The sequence below is a fragment of the Chitinophaga pendula genome (assembly GCF_020386615.1).
In the GTDB taxonomy this organism is placed as follows: Bacteria; Bacteroidota; Bacteroidia; order Chitinophagales; family Chitinophagaceae; genus Chitinophaga; species Chitinophaga pendula.
This window is the reverse complement of record NZ_CP077769.1, coordinates 4,842,510-4,863,762: the sequence shown is the minus strand read 5'-3', so window position 1 is coordinate 4,863,762 and position 21,253 is coordinate 4,842,510. Positions and strand designations below refer to the sequence as shown.

The 21,253-nt window shown below is 47.2% G+C and carries 17 protein-coding genes; 10 read left to right on the top strand and 7 right to left on the bottom strand.

Annotated elements, in window-relative coordinates; translation table 11 throughout:
• Positions 1–67: 67 nt before the first annotated feature.
• A complete protein-coding gene (locus KTO58_RS17505) occupies positions 68–1,129 on the bottom strand; it encodes an RluA family pseudouridine synthase (protein WP_095838124.1) in 1,062 nt (353 codons plus the stop codon).
• A gap of 214 nt (positions 1,130–1,343) precedes the next feature.
• Between KTO58_RS17505 and lipB the strand changes: the two genes are divergently transcribed.
• Positions 1,344–2,054, top strand: coding sequence for a lipoyl(octanoyl) transferase LipB (lipB, locus tag KTO58_RS17500; RefSeq protein ID WP_095838125.1), 711 nt, complete (start codon positions 1,344–1,346; stop codon positions 2,052–2,054).
• Complete coding sequence (locus tag KTO58_RS17495; RefSeq protein ID WP_095838126.1) at positions 2,051–3,370, top strand: flavin monoamine oxidase family protein; 1,320 nt, start codon at positions 2,051–2,053, stop codon at positions 3,368–3,370. The genes lipB and KTO58_RS17495 overlap by 4 nt, the downstream gene beginning before the upstream one ends.
• Here KTO58_RS17495 and KTO58_RS17490 read toward each other — a convergent pair.
• The 4 genes from KTO58_RS17490 to KTO58_RS17475 form a co-directional block, all read right to left on the bottom strand.
• The gene (locus KTO58_RS17490) at positions 3,358–4,065 is read right to left on the bottom strand and encodes a hypothetical protein (RefSeq protein WP_095838127.1); all 708 of its coding nucleotides are present in this window, start codon (positions 4,063–4,065) and stop codon (positions 3,358–3,360) included. The two genes, KTO58_RS17495 and KTO58_RS17490, sit on opposite strands and share 13 nt — an antisense overlap.
• A gap of 147 nt (positions 4,066–4,212) precedes the next feature.
• The gene (locus tag KTO58_RS17485; protein ID WP_095838128.1) at positions 4,213–5,124 is read right to left on the bottom strand and encodes a 1-aminocyclopropane-1-carboxylate deaminase/D-cysteine desulfhydrase; all 912 of its coding nucleotides are present in this window, start codon (positions 5,122–5,124) and stop codon (positions 4,213–4,215) included.
• Complete coding sequence (locus tag KTO58_RS17480) at positions 5,117–7,399, bottom strand: family 20 glycosylhydrolase (protein WP_157752884.1); 2,283 nt, start codon at positions 7,397–7,399, stop codon at positions 5,117–5,119. The genes KTO58_RS17485 and KTO58_RS17480 overlap by 8 nt, the downstream gene beginning before the upstream one ends.
• Positions 7,400–7,438: 39 nt before the next feature.
• A complete protein-coding gene (locus tag KTO58_RS17475; protein WP_095841520.1) occupies positions 7,439–8,782 on the bottom strand; it encodes an alpha-L-fucosidase in 1,344 nt (447 codons plus the stop codon).
• A gap of 244 nt (positions 8,783–9,026) precedes the next feature.
• Here KTO58_RS17475 and KTO58_RS17470 point away from each other — a divergent pair, with 244 nt between their 5' ends.
• The 8 genes from KTO58_RS17470 to ilvA all read left to right on the top strand — a co-directional run bounded on the left by KTO58_RS17470 (position 9,027) and on the right by ilvA (position 19,292).
• Complete coding sequence (locus tag KTO58_RS17470; RefSeq protein ID WP_095838130.1) at positions 9,027–9,929, top strand: sugar phosphate nucleotidyltransferase; 903 nt, start codon at positions 9,027–9,029, stop codon at positions 9,927–9,929.
• Between the two features lie 148 nt (positions 9,930–10,077).
• Entirely contained in the window at positions 10,078–11,157 is a 1,080-nt protein-coding gene (locus tag KTO58_RS17465) for a phosphotransferase enzyme family protein (RefSeq protein ID WP_095838131.1), read from the top strand.
• A 445-nt stretch (positions 11,158–11,602) separates the two neighbouring features.
• Positions 11,603–12,505, top strand: a complete 903-nt coding sequence (locus KTO58_RS17460; protein ID WP_095838132.1) for a branched-chain amino acid transaminase — start codon at positions 11,603–11,605, stop codon at positions 12,503–12,505.
• A gap of 274 nt (positions 12,506–12,779) precedes the next feature.
• On the top strand, positions 12,780–14,459 hold the full coding sequence (gene ilvD / locus KTO58_RS17455) for a dihydroxy-acid dehydratase (protein ID WP_095838133.1): 1,680 nt from the start codon (positions 12,780–12,782) through the stop codon (positions 14,457–14,459).
• Positions 14,425–16,185, top strand: coding sequence for a biosynthetic-type acetolactate synthase large subunit (ilvB, locus tag KTO58_RS17450; protein WP_095838134.1), 1,761 nt, complete (start codon positions 14,425–14,427; stop codon positions 16,183–16,185). Before ilvD ends, ilvB begins: the two co-directional genes overlap by 35 nt.
• 53 nt (positions 16,186–16,238) lie before the next feature.
• A complete protein-coding gene (ilvN, locus tag KTO58_RS17445) occupies positions 16,239–16,841 on the top strand; it encodes an acetolactate synthase small subunit (RefSeq protein ID WP_225859806.1) in 603 nt (200 codons plus the stop codon).
• Positions 16,842–16,892: 51 nt separating this feature from the next.
• Positions 16,893–17,936 (top strand): ketol-acid reductoisomerase, encoded by a 1,044-nt coding sequence (ilvC, locus tag KTO58_RS17440; protein WP_095838135.1) that lies wholly within the window; start codon positions 16,893–16,895, stop codon positions 17,934–17,936.
• A 99-nt stretch (positions 17,937–18,035) separates the two neighbouring features.
• A complete protein-coding gene (gene ilvA / locus KTO58_RS17435; RefSeq protein WP_095838136.1) occupies positions 18,036–19,292 on the top strand; it encodes a threonine ammonia-lyase IlvA in 1,257 nt (418 codons plus the stop codon).
• 73 nt (positions 19,293–19,365) lie between these two features.
• Here ilvA and KTO58_RS17430 read toward each other — a convergent pair whose 3' ends face one another.
• Together KTO58_RS17430 and KTO58_RS17425 are read right to left on the bottom strand one after the other, a co-directional pair.
• A complete protein-coding gene (locus KTO58_RS17430) occupies positions 19,366–20,088 on the bottom strand; it encodes a LytR/AlgR family response regulator transcription factor (RefSeq protein WP_095838137.1) in 723 nt (240 codons plus the stop codon).
• A gap of 8 nt (positions 20,089–20,096) precedes the next feature.
• Positions 20,097–21,104, bottom strand: a complete 1,008-nt coding sequence (locus KTO58_RS17425) for a sensor histidine kinase (protein WP_095838138.1) — start codon at positions 21,102–21,104, stop codon at positions 20,097–20,099.
• Positions 21,105–21,253 lie beyond the last annotated feature (149 nt).

Here is a 21,253-nt window from a genome sequence, read left to right as displayed (position 1 = left end):
AATTGCATTAAATAAAAACGGCAGCTGATCATCAGCTGCCGTTTCCGCATATACGAATATGAAGATATTAATCGTTCAATGGTCTTGCCGTCACATACCGTTTCCATTTCTCCAATACGGTTACGAAATCTTGCGGTAGCGGACTTTCAAAATGTACCGGCTGCCGGGTACGGGGATGTATAAATCCTAATGTACGTGCGTGCAGGGCATGCCGTGGCATGATCTCAAAACAGTTTTCCACAAACTGTTTGTATTTCGCAAATACGGTTCCTTTCACGATGCGGTTACCACCATAGGTGTCATCGTTGAACAGGGAGTGGCCGATATGTTGCATATGTACCCTGATCTGGTGTGTACGGCCGGTTTCCAGGCGACATTCTATGAGTGTAACATAGTTGAAACGTTCCAGCACTTTATAGTGTGTGATCGCTTCTTTGCCGTATTCCCCATCGGGATAGGCATCCATGATCTTACGGAACCGCTGATGACGGCCGACGTGTGCTATGACAGTACCATCTTCTTCTTCAAAGTCACCCCATGCCAGGGCTATATACCGGCGTTGTACGGTGTGATCGAAGAATTGTTTGGCGAGGTCGGTCATGGCCTTCTCTGACTTGGCTACCACGAGTAGTCCACTGGTATTTTTGTCGATGCGGTGCACCAGCCCGAAACGAGGCATAGCAGGCTCGGCGAGGTTCTTATCGCCGAGGTACCAGGCGAGGCCATTCACCAGTGTACCGGTGTAGTTGCCACAACCCGGATGTACGACCATCCCGGCGGGTTTATCGATGATGAGTATGTCTTCATCTTCGTATACGATGGGCAGCTCCATCTCTTCGGGGATCACTTCTGTGCTCTCCGGGCTTTTGTTGGAATATACGACGATACGGTCTCCTGGTCTTACCTTGTAGTTAGCCTTGATAGGTTTCTCGTTGATAAGTACCATTTCCGCGTCGATGGCCTGTTGTATTTTATTGCGCGTAGCGCCTTCTATCCGGTTCATGAGGAACTTGTCCACCCGCAGTGGCTCTTGTCCTTTATCCACTACCAGGTTGACCCTTTCATACAGCTCCTCGCTGCCTTCGCCGTTTTCTAACTCATCTTCCAGTTCCAGCAATTCTTCCGACATGTGTTATGTTAAATTTTTTGCAAAGATAATCAGGATCGACGGATTAGCAGTAAATGAACAAGGACATACAGAGAATCAACCGGTTAGCACATATGTATAGCTATCTTTTGATATCTGATTCTAGCTCATTTCCAATGCTGTCGAGCTAAAACGTATGATTTCAGGAATATATATGGTAACTTTGCAGGCGCTATAAGAACGGCTAGCAGAAGTTATGAACAACGTAAAACAGCTGATCCATACCGATGATCTGGGAATCGTAGCATATCAGGCGGCCTGGGAGTACCAGGAGCGACTGCTGCAACAAAACATACAGTTGAAGGTAGCAGCCGCTGGCGGCCCGGCAGAGACTACACATCACCTGTTGTTGTGCGAACATCCGCCGGTATATACCATTGGTAAGAGCGGAAAGATGAAGAACCTGTTGATCAGCGAGGAAGAAATGCAGGAGAAAGGCATTGCTTTCGCACCTACTAACAGGGGAGGAGATATTACCTTCCATGGACCGGGGCAGATCGTTGGCTACCCGATACTGGACCTGGAACGTTTTTTCACAGACATCGGCAAATACCTACGTTCCCTGGAAGAAGTGATTATCCGTACACTCGCTGAATTTGAGATCAATGCAGGCCGTTCTGCAGGTGAAACAGGTGTATGGTTAGATCCCGATGATATCAGTAAAGCGCGAAAGATTTGCGCTATGGGTGTACGCTGCAGCCGTTGGGTCACTATGCATGGTTTTGCGTTGAATGTAAATACCGACCTCCAATACTTTAATCATATCATCCCTTGTGGTATTGAGAATAAAAAGGTGGCTTCCATGCACCGGGAAATGGGGCGGGAAGTGCCGGTGACACTGGTAAAACATGCTCTGCTCAAGCACTTCGCTGATGTGTTCGATGCAGAATTGATATTAGGAGAATGAGCTGCCATGTACCATCGCGCCCGGTGAAAATACTGATCATCGGTGCGGGGATGGCTGGCGCCGCTGCGGCCTATCATCTGCGGCAGATGGGATTTGAAGTGACCGTGATCGAAGCCAGAGATCGTTCCGGCGGCAGGATACACACGGCTCTTTCCCTCGATACGCCTATCGATCTGGGCGCCGCCTGGATACACGAAGCCAGCCGCAATCCTCTTACAAAGCTGGCTACCCTATTAAACATCCCACTCGTCAATACGGACTACCAGCAAATCGGCGTATACCGCAACGATGGCACCCGTATTTCCCAACGGCAGATAACACCGGTAGCCCGCAAGTTTGAACAGGCCATCCAGGCTGCTGGCAAGCACTACCATAGTATCGCCACTGATTGCTCTTTCCAGGCAGCCCTGGATGAGGTGCTGAAAGACACATATTTCTCCCCCATCCAACAAGAAATATATGCTTACCTCTGTGCCGATCTAGAAAATGAAATGGGATGCAGTCTGCATGATATCTCCGCCCGGGCATATCTGGACGCGTCTACCTTTACAGACGACGATAACCTGTTGGTGAAAGGAGGGTACCAGCAGCTAATAGACCATTTGCTGCAGGATATCCCTTTATTGTACAACCAGCCGGTGCGGGAAGTCATTGACACACCGGCAGGAGTAAAGGTTCAAACAGATACGCAGGTATTCGAAGGAGATTTTGTGGTCGTCACGGTGCCGCTGTCTATATTGCAGAAAGGAGCGATCCGTTTTTCTCCGGCGTTACCGGCCGCTGCTAAAGCCGCCATGCAACGTATAGGGATGGGCATCATGAACAAGGTGGTGATGCATTTTGAGCAGACGTTCTGGCACACCACTAAGCCCTTTTGGTACCAGATAGCCAGCCGGGCGGCTGACTGCCAGTTGCTGGTCAATTACAAACCCGCTACCAGGCAACCTATCCTGGTGGCGTTGACAGTAGGTGCAGCTGCCATTGCGCAAGAGCATATTCCCATCGACCAGATACAACGGGAATGGCAGGAACGGCTACATCAGCTATTCCCCCGGCAGGACATCATATTCAAAAGCATACAAAAGACAAGCTGGTACAGCGATCCTTTTGCAGGTGGCGCTTATTCACATATGCGCCCGGGAGCTGATACCCGTGATTTTGAAGCACTGGCAACGCCATTAGGCAAAATCCGTTTTGCTGGCGAAGCCACCATTGCAGAGCATCATGCTTATGTGCACGGTGCCTGGTACTCCGGTGTCAGAGAAGCAAAAGCTATTGCAGCCATCGTAAAAGGGAAAGACTATCAGGTACGGTAATTGAGGGGGATGAAAAGGCTCCACTTTTCCTTGAGCTTGCCATCTTCGAATAGCTCGAAGTTGAACCAGCCGGAATGCAGGAAGATTGCCTTCTCCAGGATCATAAAAGGTTCTTTTACCTCTTCTACTTCAAAGAGGAACACCCCGTTGGGCTCGTAGAATTTAATGGTATATTTCTTTTGAGGTGCTTCCGGCAGGCGGATATTCACATTGCCGTCGGCAGTGGTGTAGATATAGTTGGAAGGCCGCCAAGCTATCTTCTCTGGTTCTTTGTCTTTGTTGTTAGCACCGACAGCATCCTTGATATCAGAAAGTGTCAGTTTCTGCGTCGCGCTGATGGTGCTGTCTGGCACAGCCAATATGGTCTTGCTGTATAAGTAGCGGCCATTGTTGAATAAGACGAATAGGCGATAGTAGTTGGTGCCGGGGAGTGGCTTATTGTCGAGATAGACATTCCTGGACTCATTGGGAGCGGCGGCATAACCTATTGTGTTGAAGTTGAGTACACTATCCAGTGAACGCTGTACACCGATCTGTCTTACATCTACAAAACCGGATATCCAGTCCAGCTGTATCTTACCGGTCTTGATCAAAGCAGAAAATTCCGGCAGTACCGGCGGTGTGAATTCTTGCTGTGCTGCTGCTGACGATGCTGTTGCTATTATTATGACTAAAGCTGCTAAAAAACGCTTCATAAATCCGAATACCAGTTTCCAGTTACCAAATCCAATTACCGGCCTTCTCAGATGGCTTTGATGGTTATATCGTGAGCAGTACCGGTAGCTCTCAAGTTGACAAAAATACAATTCCCCTGTCAATAAAGGAATCGGTTTTTATATGCTCTAAAAGGAAAGAACGCCGGGAGGCAAAGAAAGATTGCCTTGCAGGCCACCTGAATGGATAAATAATAATTTGCTGCCTTCCGGGAAGCGGCCATTGGCTATTTCCTGGCGGCATCCATACAGCATTTTGCCGGTATACACGATATCCAGCGGAATACGTGTAGCAGCGTAAAAGTCGTTGATAAAGGCGATCAAATCCGGTGTGGTACGGGCATATCCACCCAGGTGATGATCATGCAGCAATTGCCAGACTGGTAAGGGGGTTGCATGCAACAGTTCGCTGACAGCCTGCTCGAGGTATTGCGCTCCTTTTAACGTGGCAAAGCCCAGCACTTCCTGATGTGGTGTGGCACTGTTGATGAGGCCGGCCATGGTAGTGCCGGTGCCACAAGCGCAGATGATGTGAGTAAAGGGATGGGTATCTGTTACGGTAAGGATGTCTTCGCAACCTTTGGCTCCGGCAGCATTGTGCCCGCCCTCCGGGACGATATAAGCTTCCGGAAATAGCGTTTGCCAGTCGGAGATTTCCTTCCGGCGGTAGTCTTCCCGGCTGACGAATTGCAGCTGCATGCCATTGGCCTGTGCCTGTATCAGCGTATGACTGAGTACCGGTGCTGCTTCGCCGCGTATGATACCGATGCTTTTCATACCGGCTTGCCGGCAGGCTACGGCTGTAGCGGCGATATGGTTGGAATAAGCACCACCGAAAGTAAGGATAGTGGACTTGGCGGTGGCGGCTGCCAGCTCCAGGTTATACCTGAGCTTGAACCACTTGTTGCCGGAAATATCCGGATCCAGCAGGTCTAAACGTAACATGGCTGCCTGGAGTGTTCCGGGCAGCCATGTAGGCGTAAAATATTGTAATGTAATGTTCGTATATGCGGGCAAGGACAAGGCGATTGATTTACTCATGCATAAATGCATTGCGCAAATTTATGGTTTGTTTGCCTTGTAATTGCACACTCAACTGTAAAGTGGCGCCGCCGCCAGCATTGAAGTAGGGTATCCGCACTTTATGGAATCCTTTACGTAAAGGCACTATGGTCTTCTTTTCTGACGGAGCATGTTCGCCGTCATTGTCAATCAGCAGTTCATCATCGATATAAAGCAAAGCGCCGTCGTCGCTAGTCAATCCCAGGTCGTAGAGGCCATCCGAAGGGATATTGATATAGCCTTCGTACACCACCGCATACTCATTGCGCGAGCTGAAAGGGCGGATATCTGGAGTTGGCAGTATACCTGTACTGTCAGGTGTGCCGGAGATCAGCGCGGCTTTTTCTACCGGTTTGAAATAAGCGGCAAAACGCAGCCCTTTGTTGACAGGAGTAGTGGTGACGGATGCTTTGTATTCCCGGCGGATAGCGGTAGCACTGTAGGTCGCACTCTGGCGTCCGCTGCTTGTAACGGTGATACATTTCACTACTACCGGCTGGCCGGAAGTGAGGTCCAGGCGGATAGGCTGCGTATACAACTGGCTAGCAGTGGTCGGAATAGTACCGTCGGTCGTATAGTACATTTTAGCCCCGGCGACCATAGGTTGTAAGGGCATCGTAGCCTGGGCGGCCGTAGTGACCAGGTTGTCCAACCCGGCAGGTTCGGGTATGCGGAAATTCACACCCGTCTTGTCCATATGGGCCAGCTGTGCCTGCAGGCGCTGCAGGAAGTCGGTGTAGTTCTTTTTGCTGGCAGGCGACCAGGTGATCTCAGCTAACGCCAGTGCACGTGGATAGAGCATGTAGTCTGCCTGGTTCCCTTCGGGGATATATTCCGTCCAGAGGTTGCCCTGCACGCCTTTGATATAGGGCTGTTCTTCTTTCGTCAGTGTAGCCGGATAAGGTTCATAGTTGTATACTACCTGCAGTGGCAGGTATCCACCTATGTTGAGCGGTTCTGTGGCCGGGATACCTTGTCCGTAATCAAGATAGAGGTAAGTATTAGGTGTCATGATGACATCATGTTTTTCTTTAGCCGCGGCAATACCACCTGCTTCTCCTCTCCAGCTCATTACCGTGGCATTGGGTGCCAGGCCACCTTCCAGTATCTCATCCCAACCTATGATCTGCCGGCCTTTGCTGTTCAGGAATTTCTCGATACGCTGGATGAAATAACTTTGCAAAGCGTGTTCGTCTTTGAGGCCCAGTGCCTTCATCCGCTGTTGACATTTGGGGCATTCTTTCCAGCGATCTTTGGGACATTCATCTCCGCCTATGTGTATATACTTGCTGGGGAACAGCGGCAGTATCTCTGTCAGCACCTCTTCCAGGAAGGTGAATACGCTATCGTTACCTGCACAGAATACTTCTTTGTGTACTCCCCATTTGGTGCTTACTTCATAAGGGCCGCCGGTACATCCCAGGTTAGGATAGGCTGTTAGTGCTGCTTGTGCATGCCCAGGCATTTCTATCTCCGGTATAACGGTAATATGGCGGGCAGCTGCATACTGTACGATATCTTTCACTTCCTCATGCGTATAGTAACCACCGTGAGGTTTGCCATCCAGCGTATTATTTTTCCCCAGATGGCCTACGATCGTCCCTTTGCGTTGAGATGCAACAGTGGCCAGACGGGGATATTTGTTGATGGGAATACGCCATCCCTGGTCATCAGTAAGGTGCCAGTGCAGACGGTTGAACTTGTATTGGGCCATCATATCCAGGTGGTGTTTTATGTAACTTACCGGGAAGAAGTAGCGGCTCACATCGAGCATCACCCCTCGGTAGGCGAACCTGGGCTGATCGCTGATACTTACTGCCGGTACCTTTGCCTGTCCTTTATTGCCCGTTTGTAAAAGCTGCTGCAGTGTTTGTAATCCGTAGAACAATCCGGCAGCATCTCCTTCCAGCAATATTCTGTCTTTACTTACTTCCAGTTTATAGGCTTCCGCAGGCAGCTTATTGCTTTCCTGAAAATTGATGGCAGGAAGGCGCTTGTCTGCGCTACCATCTTTCAGGGCAATGCCATAGTTGTGTTGCAGGAAATCCCTGAACAGCGACATGGTGTTGGCTGCGGCTTTACTCTGAGCGACATACAAGGTGCCTTGCTGTAATGTGAAAGAGCCTGGCAGTGCTTTCATATCAGCGGGTGCTGGTATTACAGATAAGGGGGTAATAACAGCTTTATCCTGTGCATACAGGGTGCCGATATGAAGCTGTAACAGCAGCCCTAGGGCCAGTAGTACTTTTTTCATGGCATGCATATAAAAGTGTAAGGATCTTATTTTGGTTGATTAGTTGTCGTTGGTAAGGAATCCTCCCTGGCCACGGTATAGTTTTAATCGTTTATCCAGTTTGAGTGCCAGCACGGTCATGTATTTGTCCTGCACATGGGCGGGTACGTCGATGTATACCAGGCCGGGTACGGCGCTCCAGGATATCTTTCCTACTATTTTGTGTGTCAGGGAGCTGCCTTCGCCTACTACGCTGATCTGTTCTATCTTATTGCTCAGTCCTTTTACTACTACCTGTCCGCTCACTTTACCAGGGAGGAACAAGTACAGGGTGGTGCTATCTTTGGAGAGGGTGGTAGGACCATAGAAGTGGCCTTGTGGTAGGCCTGCTACCGTATTGAATATGGCGGCAGCATGTTTTTTATTCCAGTTGCCCAGTTCCTGTAGTACTTGTACTTGTTGTTCCGGGATGGTACCATCTTCTTTCGGGCCTATGTCCAGCAGCAGGTTGCCGCCATTGCTGATGGCATCTGCGAAGATGGTGATGACCTCATAAGGTGTTTTCCAGGCGGTATCTTGAGGCTGGTAGCCCCAGTTATTGTTGATGGTCATACAGAGCTCCCACCAGTGGTATTTGGGTCTGGTAACCGGGAAGTTCTGTTCTGGGGTATCGTAGTCGCCATACCCTTGCAGGCGACCGTTGATGATGGTATTGGGATTGCGATCGGTCAGCAGTTTTCTGACATCTTCGGCTTTCCATTCGGCAGCGCTATGTTCCCAGTCGCCGTCAAACCACCACAGGTCCGGATTGAACTGGGTACTTAGTTCTGTGAGCTGTCCAAAGTTGAACTGTAGGAATTTGGCCCATTTGGCAGGGTTATCTTTTAGGCTGTAGCGGCTGCTATCTTTCAGGAACCCGGGATAGTCGGGATGGCTCCAGTCCAGCAGGGAGAAGTAGGCGCCGCATTTGATGCCATTTTTACGTAAGGCGGCAAACAGGGGGGTGAGCACATCTTTTTTTGCAGGGGTGCTGTTCACGACGTCCAGTTTGCTGTACTTGGTATCCCAGAGGGCGACGCCATCGTGGTGTTTGGTGGTCATCACGGCATATTTGGCCCCCGAAGCCTGGATAAGGTCGGCCCATTGCTGCGGATCGTACTTACTGGCTGTGAAGCCTTTCAGCTGTTGCATGTAATCCTTGTAGGAGATTTTTCCATTGTGGAAAGACCAGGATTCATCGACGCCTTTGACTGCATAGATGCCCCAGTGGATGAAGATACCCAGTTTGGCATCGGCAAACCACTGCATTTTTTCTTTGATCTCCTCCGGACGGGTCTTTTGCTGCGCAATACCGGGTTGCAGGCATGAAAAGGCCATTGCGCCCAGCATGAGTAATTTTTTCATTGTTATTGTCGGTTTGTTTTTTTCTTTGTTCACTTTAGCTCATTGTTCAAAAAAAGGCTGGCTGGCAGCTACCGGCCCGGTTTTGGCTATCACCTGTTGCCGGCAATGTGGACTTACGGGCTTTAAATAATGTTTAAATAAAACCGGTTTCATTAAAAAGAAGATGTGAAAATACTTTTAATGATTAAATTTATCGCCGATATTTTCAGTTAAGCAGTTGAAAATTAAAAACTAATATCACACAATGCAACCGACTTTATTGATTTTGGCGGCCGGGATGGCCAGTCGTTATGGTAGCTTGAAGCAAATCCAACAGTTTGGCCCTAGTGGGGAAACAATTGTCGACTATTCAATTTTCGATGCAATCCGTGCTGGTTTCGGCAAGATTGTATTTATCATCCGCAAGGACTTCGAAGCTGAATTTAAAGAGATATTCGAGCCTAAACTGAAAGGTAAGGTAGAAACTGCCTATGTATACCAGGAAATGACCTCTTTCATGCAGGGCCACAGTGTGCCTGCTGACAGGAGCAAGCCCTGGGGGACCGCACATGCCGTATTATGCGCCAAAGATGTGATCAATGAGCCGTTTGCAGTGATCAATGCAGATGATTTTTACGGACGCGATTCTTTCGAGAAAATGGCAGACTTCCTGCAGCACAAGTGTAGCAAAGAGGTATATAGCGTAGTAGGATATCAACTGAACAAAACGATCAGCGAACACGGTTCTGTGTCCCGCGGTGTTTGTGAGGAAGATGCACAACACAACCTGGCTGCTATCAACGAAAGGACCAAAGTATACCAGGACGGAGAGCAGATCGTATACGAAGATGCTGACGGCAGCAAACACCCGCTGGCGCCTAACACTCCGGTTTCAATGAACTTCTGGGGTTTCCATCCTTCTGTATTTGATCTCAGCGAAAAACTGTTCAAGACGTTCCTGGATACCCGTATCAATGAAGCCAAATCCGAGTTTTTCATTCCTATTGTAGTAGATAGTTATATCAAGCATAACCTCGGTGTGGTAAATGTGATTCCTACCAGTGCACAATGGTTTGGTGTAACTTATAAAGAAGATGCTCCGGGCGTACAGGCCAGCTTGTCCGCATTGGTGGAAAGTGGAGAATATCCTGACAACCTCTGGAAATAATAAGTAGCAGTATAGCCATGGTAACAATGCATGGCTCAAATATATGCGGTCCACGGTAAGTTGTAATTAGTTACATCAAGCTGTGGACTGCTTTTATAGGCGACCGCGCCGGAACAATAACAGTGAACAATTAACGTATTTCCCGTTTATGGAGATCAAACCTAATGTAGCCATACTACAGGCTTTTGGCTTTGAACCGGACGAGCTATCCATCCATCGTTTCGGATCCGGCCATATCAACAACACTTTCCTATTGCAACAAACTGATGGCAGCAAATACGTATTGCAACGTATTAACGCACAGGTCTTTAAAGAACCAGTTGTGATTGCTACCAACCAGCGGCTGGCGGCGAATTATCTGGCGGCACATCAACCAGATTACCTGTTCATTACACCTATCCCGACGGTTACCGGAGAGGACCTTTTCATACTGGATGAAGAGTATTGGCGGATGATCCCTTTTATAGATGACTCTATGACCGTCGACCAGGCAGACGATCCGAGGCAGGCGTATGAAGCGGCGCAGCAATTTGGCCGTCTTACCCGGTATCTCAACGGGGTGGACCTGCAGCCATTCAGGGCTACTATTCCTAACTTTCATAATCTGACCCTGCGTTACAGCGCCTTTCAGGACGCTATCCGGCAGGCAGGCGAAGAAAGAAAACATAAAGCAGCTGCATTGATCACGGCTTTCCTGGGGCACTCTGAAATAGCAGTGACTTATGAAAAACTTAAGACAGATCCGGATTTTCCTGATCGTCTGATGCATCATGATACCAAGATCAATAACGTATTGCTGGACAAGGATACCAACAAAGGCATTTGCGTCTGTGATCTGGATACCCTGATGCCAGGTAAGATCATTTCTGACCTGGGTGATATGGTGCGTACCTATGTATGTCCGGTATCGGAAGAGGAAAAGGACTGCGACCTTATCAGTATCCGTGAGGATTACTATCGCGCGCTGATAGAAGGTTATCTATCTGAAGTAGGTGAAATACTGACTGCTGTCGAGAAAGAGCAGCTGTTCTATGCCGGTAAGTTCATGATCTATATGCAAGGCATTCGTTTTCTGGCAGATTACCTTAATGGGGATATTTATTACCCTGTAAAACATGACACACATAATTATGACCGTGCCAGGAATCAGTTAGTATTGTTAGAGCAGCTGATTGCGAAAGAAGAGGTGCTGCAGGGCATCATTAACGACGTATTAACAAGTAAATAGTTAATAACCGCTTGCCTGTCGCATTAACTGATAAGACGATTTATAACAAATGATGATAATGGTTAGAAAAAAGGCAAGTAATGCGTATTTATTTTCAATATTTTCAAAAACGTTTATTTTGATTGAGAAATATCTAAATATTTACCGGATTATTGTTTTTTAATTTATCTGCCAATACATTTGTAGTCATCAGCAAAAATTATCTCCTCCCATGTGGGTAAATAAGGAAAATAACAAGATTAATCACATCGTGTCTCAGTTGAACTGGGCTATCACATTGGTCGTGATTGTCATTGTCATTATTAGCCACCATACCGGAGGATAGGTTGACGTGTATATTCACTACTGAAAATATAAAAAGCCTTCCTCCAACGAGGAAGGCTTTTTTTTTGAACTGTAATTCCTGGTCTCAACATACTTAACAACATCGTTTAACTTTTAATTTATGTATAGCTATTACAACGAGAACACCATTCTTTACTTGGACGGCGCCTATGCCAAAGCGTCTGAAACGAAAATGGACCTTTACGGTCAATCATTGCACTATGGATATGCGGTATTTGAAGGTATCCGCGCTTATAAGACTGCCAGTGGTGAGGTGAAGGTATTTAAAGCCAAAGAGCACTTTGACAGGTTAAAACGGTCTTGTGAGCTGATACATATCCCTTACAAGTTCAATAACGATGAGTTGATTGCTGCTTGTTACAAAGTACTGGAGCTCAATAATCTGGAGGAAGCTTATATCCGTCCGTTGGTGTTCTGTCCTCCTAATATGACATTGAAAGCTGCGCAGGATGCGCATGTGATGATCTGTGCATGGGAATGGGGAGCTTATCTGGGTGAGAAGCTGTTGCGTGTGATGACGTCCAGTTTTCAACGTCCTAATCCGAAGGCTTTCCAGATTGAATCTAAGTCTGCTGGTTTGTATGTAAACTCTATCCTGGCCTCTCAGGAAGCAAAACAGCAAGGATTTGACGAAGCTTTGCTGTTGGATATCAACGGATTTGTAGCAGAAGGTCCTGGTTCCAACATCTTCTTCGAGAAAGAAGGTAAAATATACACCCCACCAGCTGGAAATATACTTCCTGGTATCACTCGCGCTACGGTGATCGAGATCTGTCATGAGTTGAATATTCCTATTGAGGAAAAGCTGTTCATGATCGAAGAGCTGAAGACAGCGGAGAGTGTGTTCTATTGTGGTACTGCTGCTGAGTTAGTAGGATGGGAATCATTGGATGACCAAACCTTCAGCAAGCCCTGGTCGGAGTCGCTGGGTAAAGTGCTGCAACAGGCTTATAAAGCAAAAGTATTGGAGAAAACATTCAATCGCGAAGCCCAGGTAGCATAACGGCCATGTAATAGCTACCCGCACCGGATTTTAAGTGCCTTGTTCCGGTAAAACAGGGAGGGGTATTTAAAATCCGGTAGTTGGGAGTTGTAAATACGGCTTTGCTATATCCGCCGTGATAGCGGATTTGGGACGGTTTTAAGCAGATTTGGAGAACGGGTAAGCCCAAATTGTAGGTTTGGAAATTGCTTTAACTACCAGGTATTTTGTATCCTACTTAATAACTAACGTTGGCATCCAGATAAGGCAAGCAAACAGGAAATACATTATTCAGATGGAATTGAACAAATACAGCAAAACGATCACGCAAGACCCTACACAACCTGCAGCGCAGGCGATGTTGTACGGTATAGGACTTACAGAAGAAGACCTGAAAAAGGCACAGGTAGGCGTCGTGAGTATGGGATATGATGGCAACACCTGTAACATGCATCTCAACGACCTCGCTCAGCAAGTGAAGAAAGGGGTGTGGGCAAACGACCTTGTAGGACTTACCTTTCACACGATTGGTGTGAGTGATGGTATCAGCAATGGTACAGAAGGTATGCGCTACTCTCTCGTAAGCCGTGATCTGATTGCCGATTCCATTGAGACTGTATGTGGTGCACAATACTATGATGCACTCATCACTGTACCGGGATGCGATAAGAATATGCCAGGTTCACTGATGGCCATGGGGCGTCTGAACCGTCCGGCTATCATGGTATATGGAGGCTCTATCGCGCCAGGTAAATACAAAGGTCAGGATTTGAATATCATTTCTGCCTTTGAAGCGTTAGGACAACGAATAGCCGGACAGCTGGAAGAAGGAGACTATAAGGGCATTATACAACATTCCTGCCCCGGAGCAGGTGCCTGTGGCGGTATGTATACGGCTAATACGATGTCTTCTGCTATTGAAGCGATGGGAATGAGCCTTCCTTACAGCTCTTCCAATCCTGCGCTAAGTAAAGAAAAGCAGGAAGAGTGTGCTGCTGCCGGTAAATATATCCGTCTGCTGCTGGAGCGGGATATTAAGCCCCGGGACATTATGACCCGCGAGGCATTTGAAAATGCGATTACTGTAATTATTGCACTCGGTGGAAGTACCAATGCTGTACTGCACTTGATCGCCATCGCGAAATCCGTTGGTTTGCCATTAACCCTTGAAGATTTTCAACGGATCAGTGACAAGACACCACTGATCGGTGACCTGAAACCCAGTGGTAAATACCTGATGGAAGACCTGCATCATGTAGGTGGTGTACCACTGGTGATGAAATACCTGCTGAAGCAGGGGCGCCTGCATGGACATTGTATGACTGTCACGGGTAAAACAATTGCAGAAAACCTGGAATCAGTACCGGATATAGACTTTGATACCCAGCAGATCATTTTACCGCTGGAGCGTCCGCTGAAAGCGAACGGTCATATCCAGATATTGTATGGTAACCTGGCTGAGAAAGGTTCTGTGGCCAAGATCACCGGTAAAGAAGGAGAACGTTTCAGAGGTCCGGCCCGTGTGTTTGATGGTGAGTTTGAATTGATCGCAGGTATCCAGAATGGTCGTGTACAGGCTGGTGACGTGGTAGTGATCAGACAGGTAGGACCTAAAGGAGCACCAGGTATGCCGGAGATGCTGAAACCGACTTCGGCTATTATGGGTGTCGGCCTCGGTAAGAATGTGGCACTCATTACAGATGGTCGTTTTTCTGGTGGTACGCATGGATTTGTGGTCGGCCATATTACTCCCGAAGCGCAGGAAGGTGGAACGATCGCACTCGTAAAAGACAACGATATCATTGAGATAGACGCAGTGAACAACAAAATACAAGTAGAGGTTAGCGATGAAGAGCTGGCAGCGCGCAGAAGTCTGTGGAAACAACCCGCACTCAAAGTATCAAATGGTATATTATTTAAGTACGCAAAACTTGTAAAAAATGCAACAGAAGGATGTGTTACCGATGAAGACTGAAGTGTCTGAAAAACGGGTTGTCACTACCCCTGCAACTGTTCAAACCATGACTGGCTCAGAAGCGGTCATCCGCTCGCTGATAGCAGAAGGAGTGGACACTATCTTTGGTTACCCCGGCGGCGCTATTATGCCTATTTATGATGCGCTGTATGATTTTCAACAGGAAGTTCACCATATACTGGTCCGTCATGAGCAGGGTGCTACACACGCTGCTCAGGGATATGCCCGTAGTTCCGGGGAGGTCGGCGTTGTTTTCGCTACCTCCGGCCCTGGTGCTACCAACCTTGTAACGGGTTTGGCAGATGCCTATATGGACTCGACCCCGATGGTATGTATCACCGGTCAGGTAAATGCTGTCCTGTTAGGTACCGATGCCTTCCAGGAGACCGATGTGATAGGTATCACTATGCCCATTACCAAGTGGAACATCCAGGTAACACGCTCTGAAGATATTCCCGGCGCTATTGCCAAAGCATTCTACATTGCCCGCAATGGCCGTCCCGGCCCTGTGTTGGTAGATATTACCAAAAATGCACAGGTAGGAAAGCTGGATTTCAACTATAAAAAGTGCGAATATATCCGTAGTTATCACCCGGTACCTGAGCTAAGCGAAGAGGCTATAAAGGATGCCGCTGCTTTGATCAATCAGGCCCAACGTCCCTATATACTTTGCGGACATGGGGTATTGATCTCCGGCGCTGAGAAAGAGCTCATTGCACTGGCAGAAAAAGCGAATATTCCTATTGCATCTACTTTGCTGGGATTGTCCGCTGTACCGGTAGATCATCCGCTATATGTAGGATATCTCGGTATGCACGGCAACTATGGCCCTAATATCAACACCAATGAATGTGATGTATTGATTGCAGTAGGTATGCGATTCGACGACCGTATCACCGGGGAGGTAAGTTCTTATGCCAGCCAGGCTAAAGTGATACATATAGAGATCGATGCAGCGGAGATCAATAAGATCATCAAGGCAGATGTGCCGGTGCATGCGGATGCTAAAACTGCATTGCAGGCATTGCTACCACACATAGCGCCGACACAACACAAAGAATGGCTGCAAACCTTTAAAGAAGCAGACAAACAGGAATACGATAAGGTAAAACACCGGGAACTATATCCGGAAGAAGGCATGCTGAAAATGGCAGAGGTGGTACGTATCATTTCCGAAAAGACCGGTGGACATGCGATACTTGTAACGGATGTAGGACAGCACCAGATGATTGCTTCCCGCTACTATCAGTTCAAAGACCCTAACACTAATATCACTTCCGGTGGTATGGGGACAATGGGATTTGCATTGCCGGCAGCGATGGGCGCCAAAATGGGAGCTCCCGAAAAAGAGGTAGTAGCCGTTATTGGAGATGGTTGTTTCCAGATGACCTTACAGGAACTGGGTACGATCTATCAGTCTGAAATAGGTGTAAAGATCGTGATCCTGAACAATAACTTCCTGGGTATGGTTCGTCAGTGGCAGCAGTTGTTTTTTGACAAACGTTACTCTTCTACGGAGATGATCAATCCCGATTTCGTACAGATCGCTAAAGGTTTTTATGTACCGGGCCGTAAGGTAACTGATCGTGCGGAGATAGCAGCAGCAGTGGAAGAGATGCTGACACATAAAGGAGCTTATCTGCTGGAAGTAGTGGTAGAACAGGAAGACAACGTATTCCCCATGGTGCCTGCAGGCGCTCCCATCTCTCACATCCGGTTGGAATAGTGAACGGGGAATACTATCAGTAACCTAATTTATCACCTTGAATTCATCAGACAGTGGATAATAATACATCACATACGGCGGCAGCTTCTAATGGCACTACCCACAGTGGGCTGCGGGAATATACGGTAACAGTGTATACGGAAGATCGTATCGGTATTACGAATCGTATTACCATCATCTTCACCCGCCGTCATATCAACATCACCAGTCTTACGACTGCACAGACGGAGATCCCCGGCGTATACAAGTTCATCATCACCGTGCTGGCAGAAAGGGAGAAGCTGGATAAAGTGATCGGACAGATCGAAAAACTTATCGAAATACATCGTGCGTTTGTACACGACGAAAGTGAGGTAGTGTACCAGGAGCTGGCTTTATACAAGATATCAACAGCCTCTCTGCACAACGGTAACATAGAACAGCTGATCCGGGATAATAATGCCCGTATCCTAACCATTACCTCGGAGTATTTTGTAATAGAAAAAACCGGGCACCAGCAGGAGCTGATCGATATGCTGCAAAAGCTGGTTCCATACGGCGTCATTGAATATTCGAAGAGCGGGCGTGTTGCCATTGTAAAATGGAGCCGTCGTTTCCACGATCACTTAAAAGATCTGCAACGTAAAGAAGCAGATAATCTGAAACTTGTGCACTAATCAGTAATAGCACTTTATTAAATTATAAAAACAAAAAAACACTATCAGAACATGGCAACCATCAATTTTGGCGGGGTACTGGAAGACGTAGTAACCAGAGAAGAATTCCCCATGGAAAAGGCGAGAGAAGTGCTGAAGAATGAGGTGATCGCAATCATCGGTTATGGCGTGCAAGGCCCCGGTCAGGCATTGAACCTGAAAGACAATGGATTCAACGTGATCATTGGTCAACGTAAAGATTCCAAAACCTGGGATAAAGCTGTCGCTGATGGCTGGGTACCAGGTGAAACCCTGTTCGAAATTGAAGAAGCTGCAAAGAAAGGTACTATTATACAGTTCTTGCTCTCTGATGCAGGACAGATCACGCTGTGGGGTACTATCAAACAATACCTCACTCCTGGTAAGGCATTGTATTTCTCTCATGGCTTCGGTATTACTTATAAAGATCAGACAGGTATTATTCCTCCTGCTGATGTAGATGTGATCCTGGTAGCTCCAAAAGGTTCCGGTACTTCTCTGCGCCGTTTATTCCTGGCCGGACAAGGTCTGAACTCCAGCTTCGCTATCTTCCAGGATGCTACCGGTCGTGCCCGCGAGCGCGTGATTGCACTGGGTATCGGTGTAGGTTCCGGTTATCTGTTTGAGACAGATTTCAAAAAAGAGGTGTTCTCTGACTTAACCGGTGAGCGTGGTACGCTGATGGGGGCTATTCAGGGTATCTTCGCTGCCCAGTATGAGACACTGCGTAAAAACGGACACTCTCCTTCTGAAGCATTTAATGAGACTGTAGAAGAGCTGACTCAATCCCTGATGCCACTGGTAGCAGAAAATGGTATGGACTGGATGTATGCTAACTGTTCTACCACTGCTCAGCGTGGTGCGCTGGATTGGTGGAAAAAATTCAAAGATGCCACACAACCGGTATTTGAAGAATTATACAGCAGTGTAGCTGCCGGTAACGAGGCTGCCCGTTCTATCGCCTCCAATAGCACAGCTGACTACCGTGACAGACTGAACGATGAGCTGAAAGAACTGCGTGAAAGCGAAATGTGGCAGGCAGGCGCAGCTGTTCGTAAGCTGAGACCTAATAACTAATATTTACAAGGCTAAAATGGTAAGGTTGTGAGGCTGCCGGACTTTGGTCCGCACTTTACAACCTTACTTGTATTATAGCCATATCAAACAGAGAATTGCATGAGCCAGGTGCTGAACAATATCAACTCACTGAACATCCTCGATGCAGCGGTGAAGTTGAAAACAGTGATCAATCGTACGCCACTGACGTACAGTGCAACTTTATCCCGGCGTTATAATTGTGATGTATATCTGAAAAGGGAAGATATGCAGATCGTACGCTCTTACAAATTACGCGGAGCTTACAACCTTATCAGCAGTCTTCCTGCAGAGCAGCTGGCCAAAGGTGTTACCTGTGCCAGTGCGGGTAATCATGCGCAGGGTTTTGCCTATGCATGCAAACAGTTGAATATACAGGGAGTTGTGTTCATGCCGATCATTACACCGAAACAAAAAGTAAAGCAGGTACGTATGTTCGGAGGAGACAATATCAGTATACAGCTGGTAGGTGATACCTTCGATGATTGTGCGGCCGAAGCGCAGGTATTCACCCAACAAAAAGGGATGACCTTTATTCCTCCTTTTGACAATCCCAAAATTATAGAAGGACAAGGCACGGTAGCCGTTGAGATATTGGAAGACCTCAGTAAGATCGATTATCTGTTTGTTCCTGTAGGGGGGGGCGGATTAGCTGCCGGTACAGGTACTTATTTCAAAACTTACAGCCCGCAAACCCGCATTATAGGTGTAGAGCCGGAGGGGGCTCCTTCTATGTCTCAGGCCCTGGAGAACGGTAGTCCTGTTACCTTGCCTGACATCGACCGTTTTGTAGACGGTGCAGCTGTGAAACGGGTAGGGCAGCTGAATTACGATATATGCCGGGAGGTACTGCACAAGATGCACCTGGTGCCGGAAGGCCTGGTATGTTCTACCATACTGAAGTTATACAATGAGGACGCTATTGTAGTAGAGCCGGCAGGTGCATTGTCCATGGCTGCATTGGAAGCCTATGCCGAAGAGATAAAAGGGAAACGGGTGGTTTGCATTGTCAGTGGTAGTAATAACGATATTGACCGTATGCAGGAGATCAAAGAACGCTCCCTGCTATACGAGGGGCTGAAACATTATTTTATCGTTCGTTTTGCGCAGCGGCCGGGTGCATTGAGAGAGTTCCTCAATCATATACTGGGGCCGGATGACGATATTACCCGCTTCGAGTTCATTCAAAAGCACAACAAGGAGACAGGTCCGGCTCTGGTAGGGATAGAACTTAGAAAACGGGAAGACTATGATCAGCTGATCGCTAACTTCCAGAAGTACAATTTCCAGTATACAGAACTGAATAAGGACGATAATTTATTCGGCTACCTGGTGTAAGGGGGCATGGATCGTCCATTTGTGTAGTAGTATATTCCCGGGTGAATTATTATGATAAATAGCTGGGGATATACTACTGTCGCTGTTCTATCTGCCGGAAAAACGCATCCCGGTAGGTATCTCCGATAGGAATAACCTCATTGTGTATAAATAACCTGTTGCGTTCTATGGTATCTATCCTGGCCAGCGAAACGATATATGATTTATGTACCCGCATGAAGGCAGGATAAGGAAGGATGGTTTCCATACGTTTCATATTCTGCAGGGTAATGATCTTATCAGTAGTGGTCTGTAAAGCCAGATAATCTTTCAATCCTTCTACATATAAGATATCTGCCAGCATCACTTTTACCATCTTACTATCTGTTTTTACGAATATGAAATCCGGCAGGATAGGAGTAGCCGGTTTTTCGGCAGGTGATGGCACTATCCCAGGTTGTATAGCGGACATGGCCTTTTCTACCGCTTTATAGAAACGATCAAATGCAACCGGTTTAAGCAGGTAGTCCACTACATTATGTTCGTAGCCATCCAGTGCATATTGTGGATAGGCGGTTGTCAAGATTACACGGGCCTTATTGCCTATGATCTTCATGAACTGTAAGCCGCTCAGTTGCGGCATTTGTATATCGAGGAACACCAGGTCTATTTGGCCGTTTTGTACCAATTGCAAGGCTTCCAGGGCATCCGTTCCACTATGTATGAGTTGCAGGAACGGGAGTTTACTGATATAGTCTACAATAATATCCAGTGCGAGCAATTCATCATCTACTGCTATACAACGTATTTTCTGCATAAACTTTATTAATCTAACTGAAGGGTCAGTTCACAAATGTAATGACTGTCTTTTTGTGCCGTACTAAGCGTATGTTTGCCTGGATATAGTAATGCCAGGCGCCGTTGTATGTTGGGCATACCGATCCCTCCGGTTTCGTCCTTTTGTTCCTGATTGATCTTGTTTTGTACATATAGCTGCAAGGTACGCTGTTCAATAGTGATCTGTATCAATACGGGGTCTGACGGATCCTGCAATACGCCATGTTTAAAGGCATTTTCAACAAAGGCAATCAGTAACAGCGGTACGATGTACAAACCATTAGTATTCCCTTCTTCCAGCAGATCTACATAGATCGTGTCCTTAAATCGCACTTTCTGCAAAGAAATATAGCTATGCAGGTATTGCACTTCTTTATCCAACGGCACTTTTTTGTCTTCGCTATCGTAGAGCATATACCGCATGATCTCGGAAAGTTTCAAGATGGCCTGTGGGGCCTGGTCGGACTTCTGATAGGCCAGGGAATAAATGCTGTTAAGTGTATTGAAGAGGAAGTGCGGATTGATCTGCGACTTCAAAAAGGCCAGTTCAGCATCTGTTGTTGCCTGTTCCAGGGTTGCTCTTTGTCTTTCATGTGTGAGCGCTGTCTGGCCAAACCGTATCAGGGTACTGAGTATGATATATGGTGAAAGCCATAAAAAGTTGTCTTCTATATAAAAGGCGATGGTCGTGCCTTCTCCATAGTTGTGAATACCTAAAAATATGCGGGCCAGTACCTCTTCCAGGGTGTATCGTAACAGTGTTGTAGCGAAAACGAGCAGGAGTGCTGCTATGATCCATTGAATGTATTTCCGCTTTTGCAATAATAAGGGGTATAGCCACAGGTAATTGACATAGAATAGGATTAGTTTCAGCAAGGTAAAGTTGTATACGAATATATTTGGGTGAAAATCGAACCTGACCCTTATATTCAATGTCATCAACAATGCTAACAGGAATATAATGACTTTGCTGACCCATTTATGCTGTGGCTTCATCCTTCTATGCGTTTGCCCAAATTTATCTATCTCAGGGGTTTATACGGGATTTTGTTAGACAAACGCCTCAATTTATCCGATAAACGGTTACTGGGGATGAAAAGGAGGCAAAACGGCCATCAAGCCGGTTTGTCGTACTAAACCGGGCG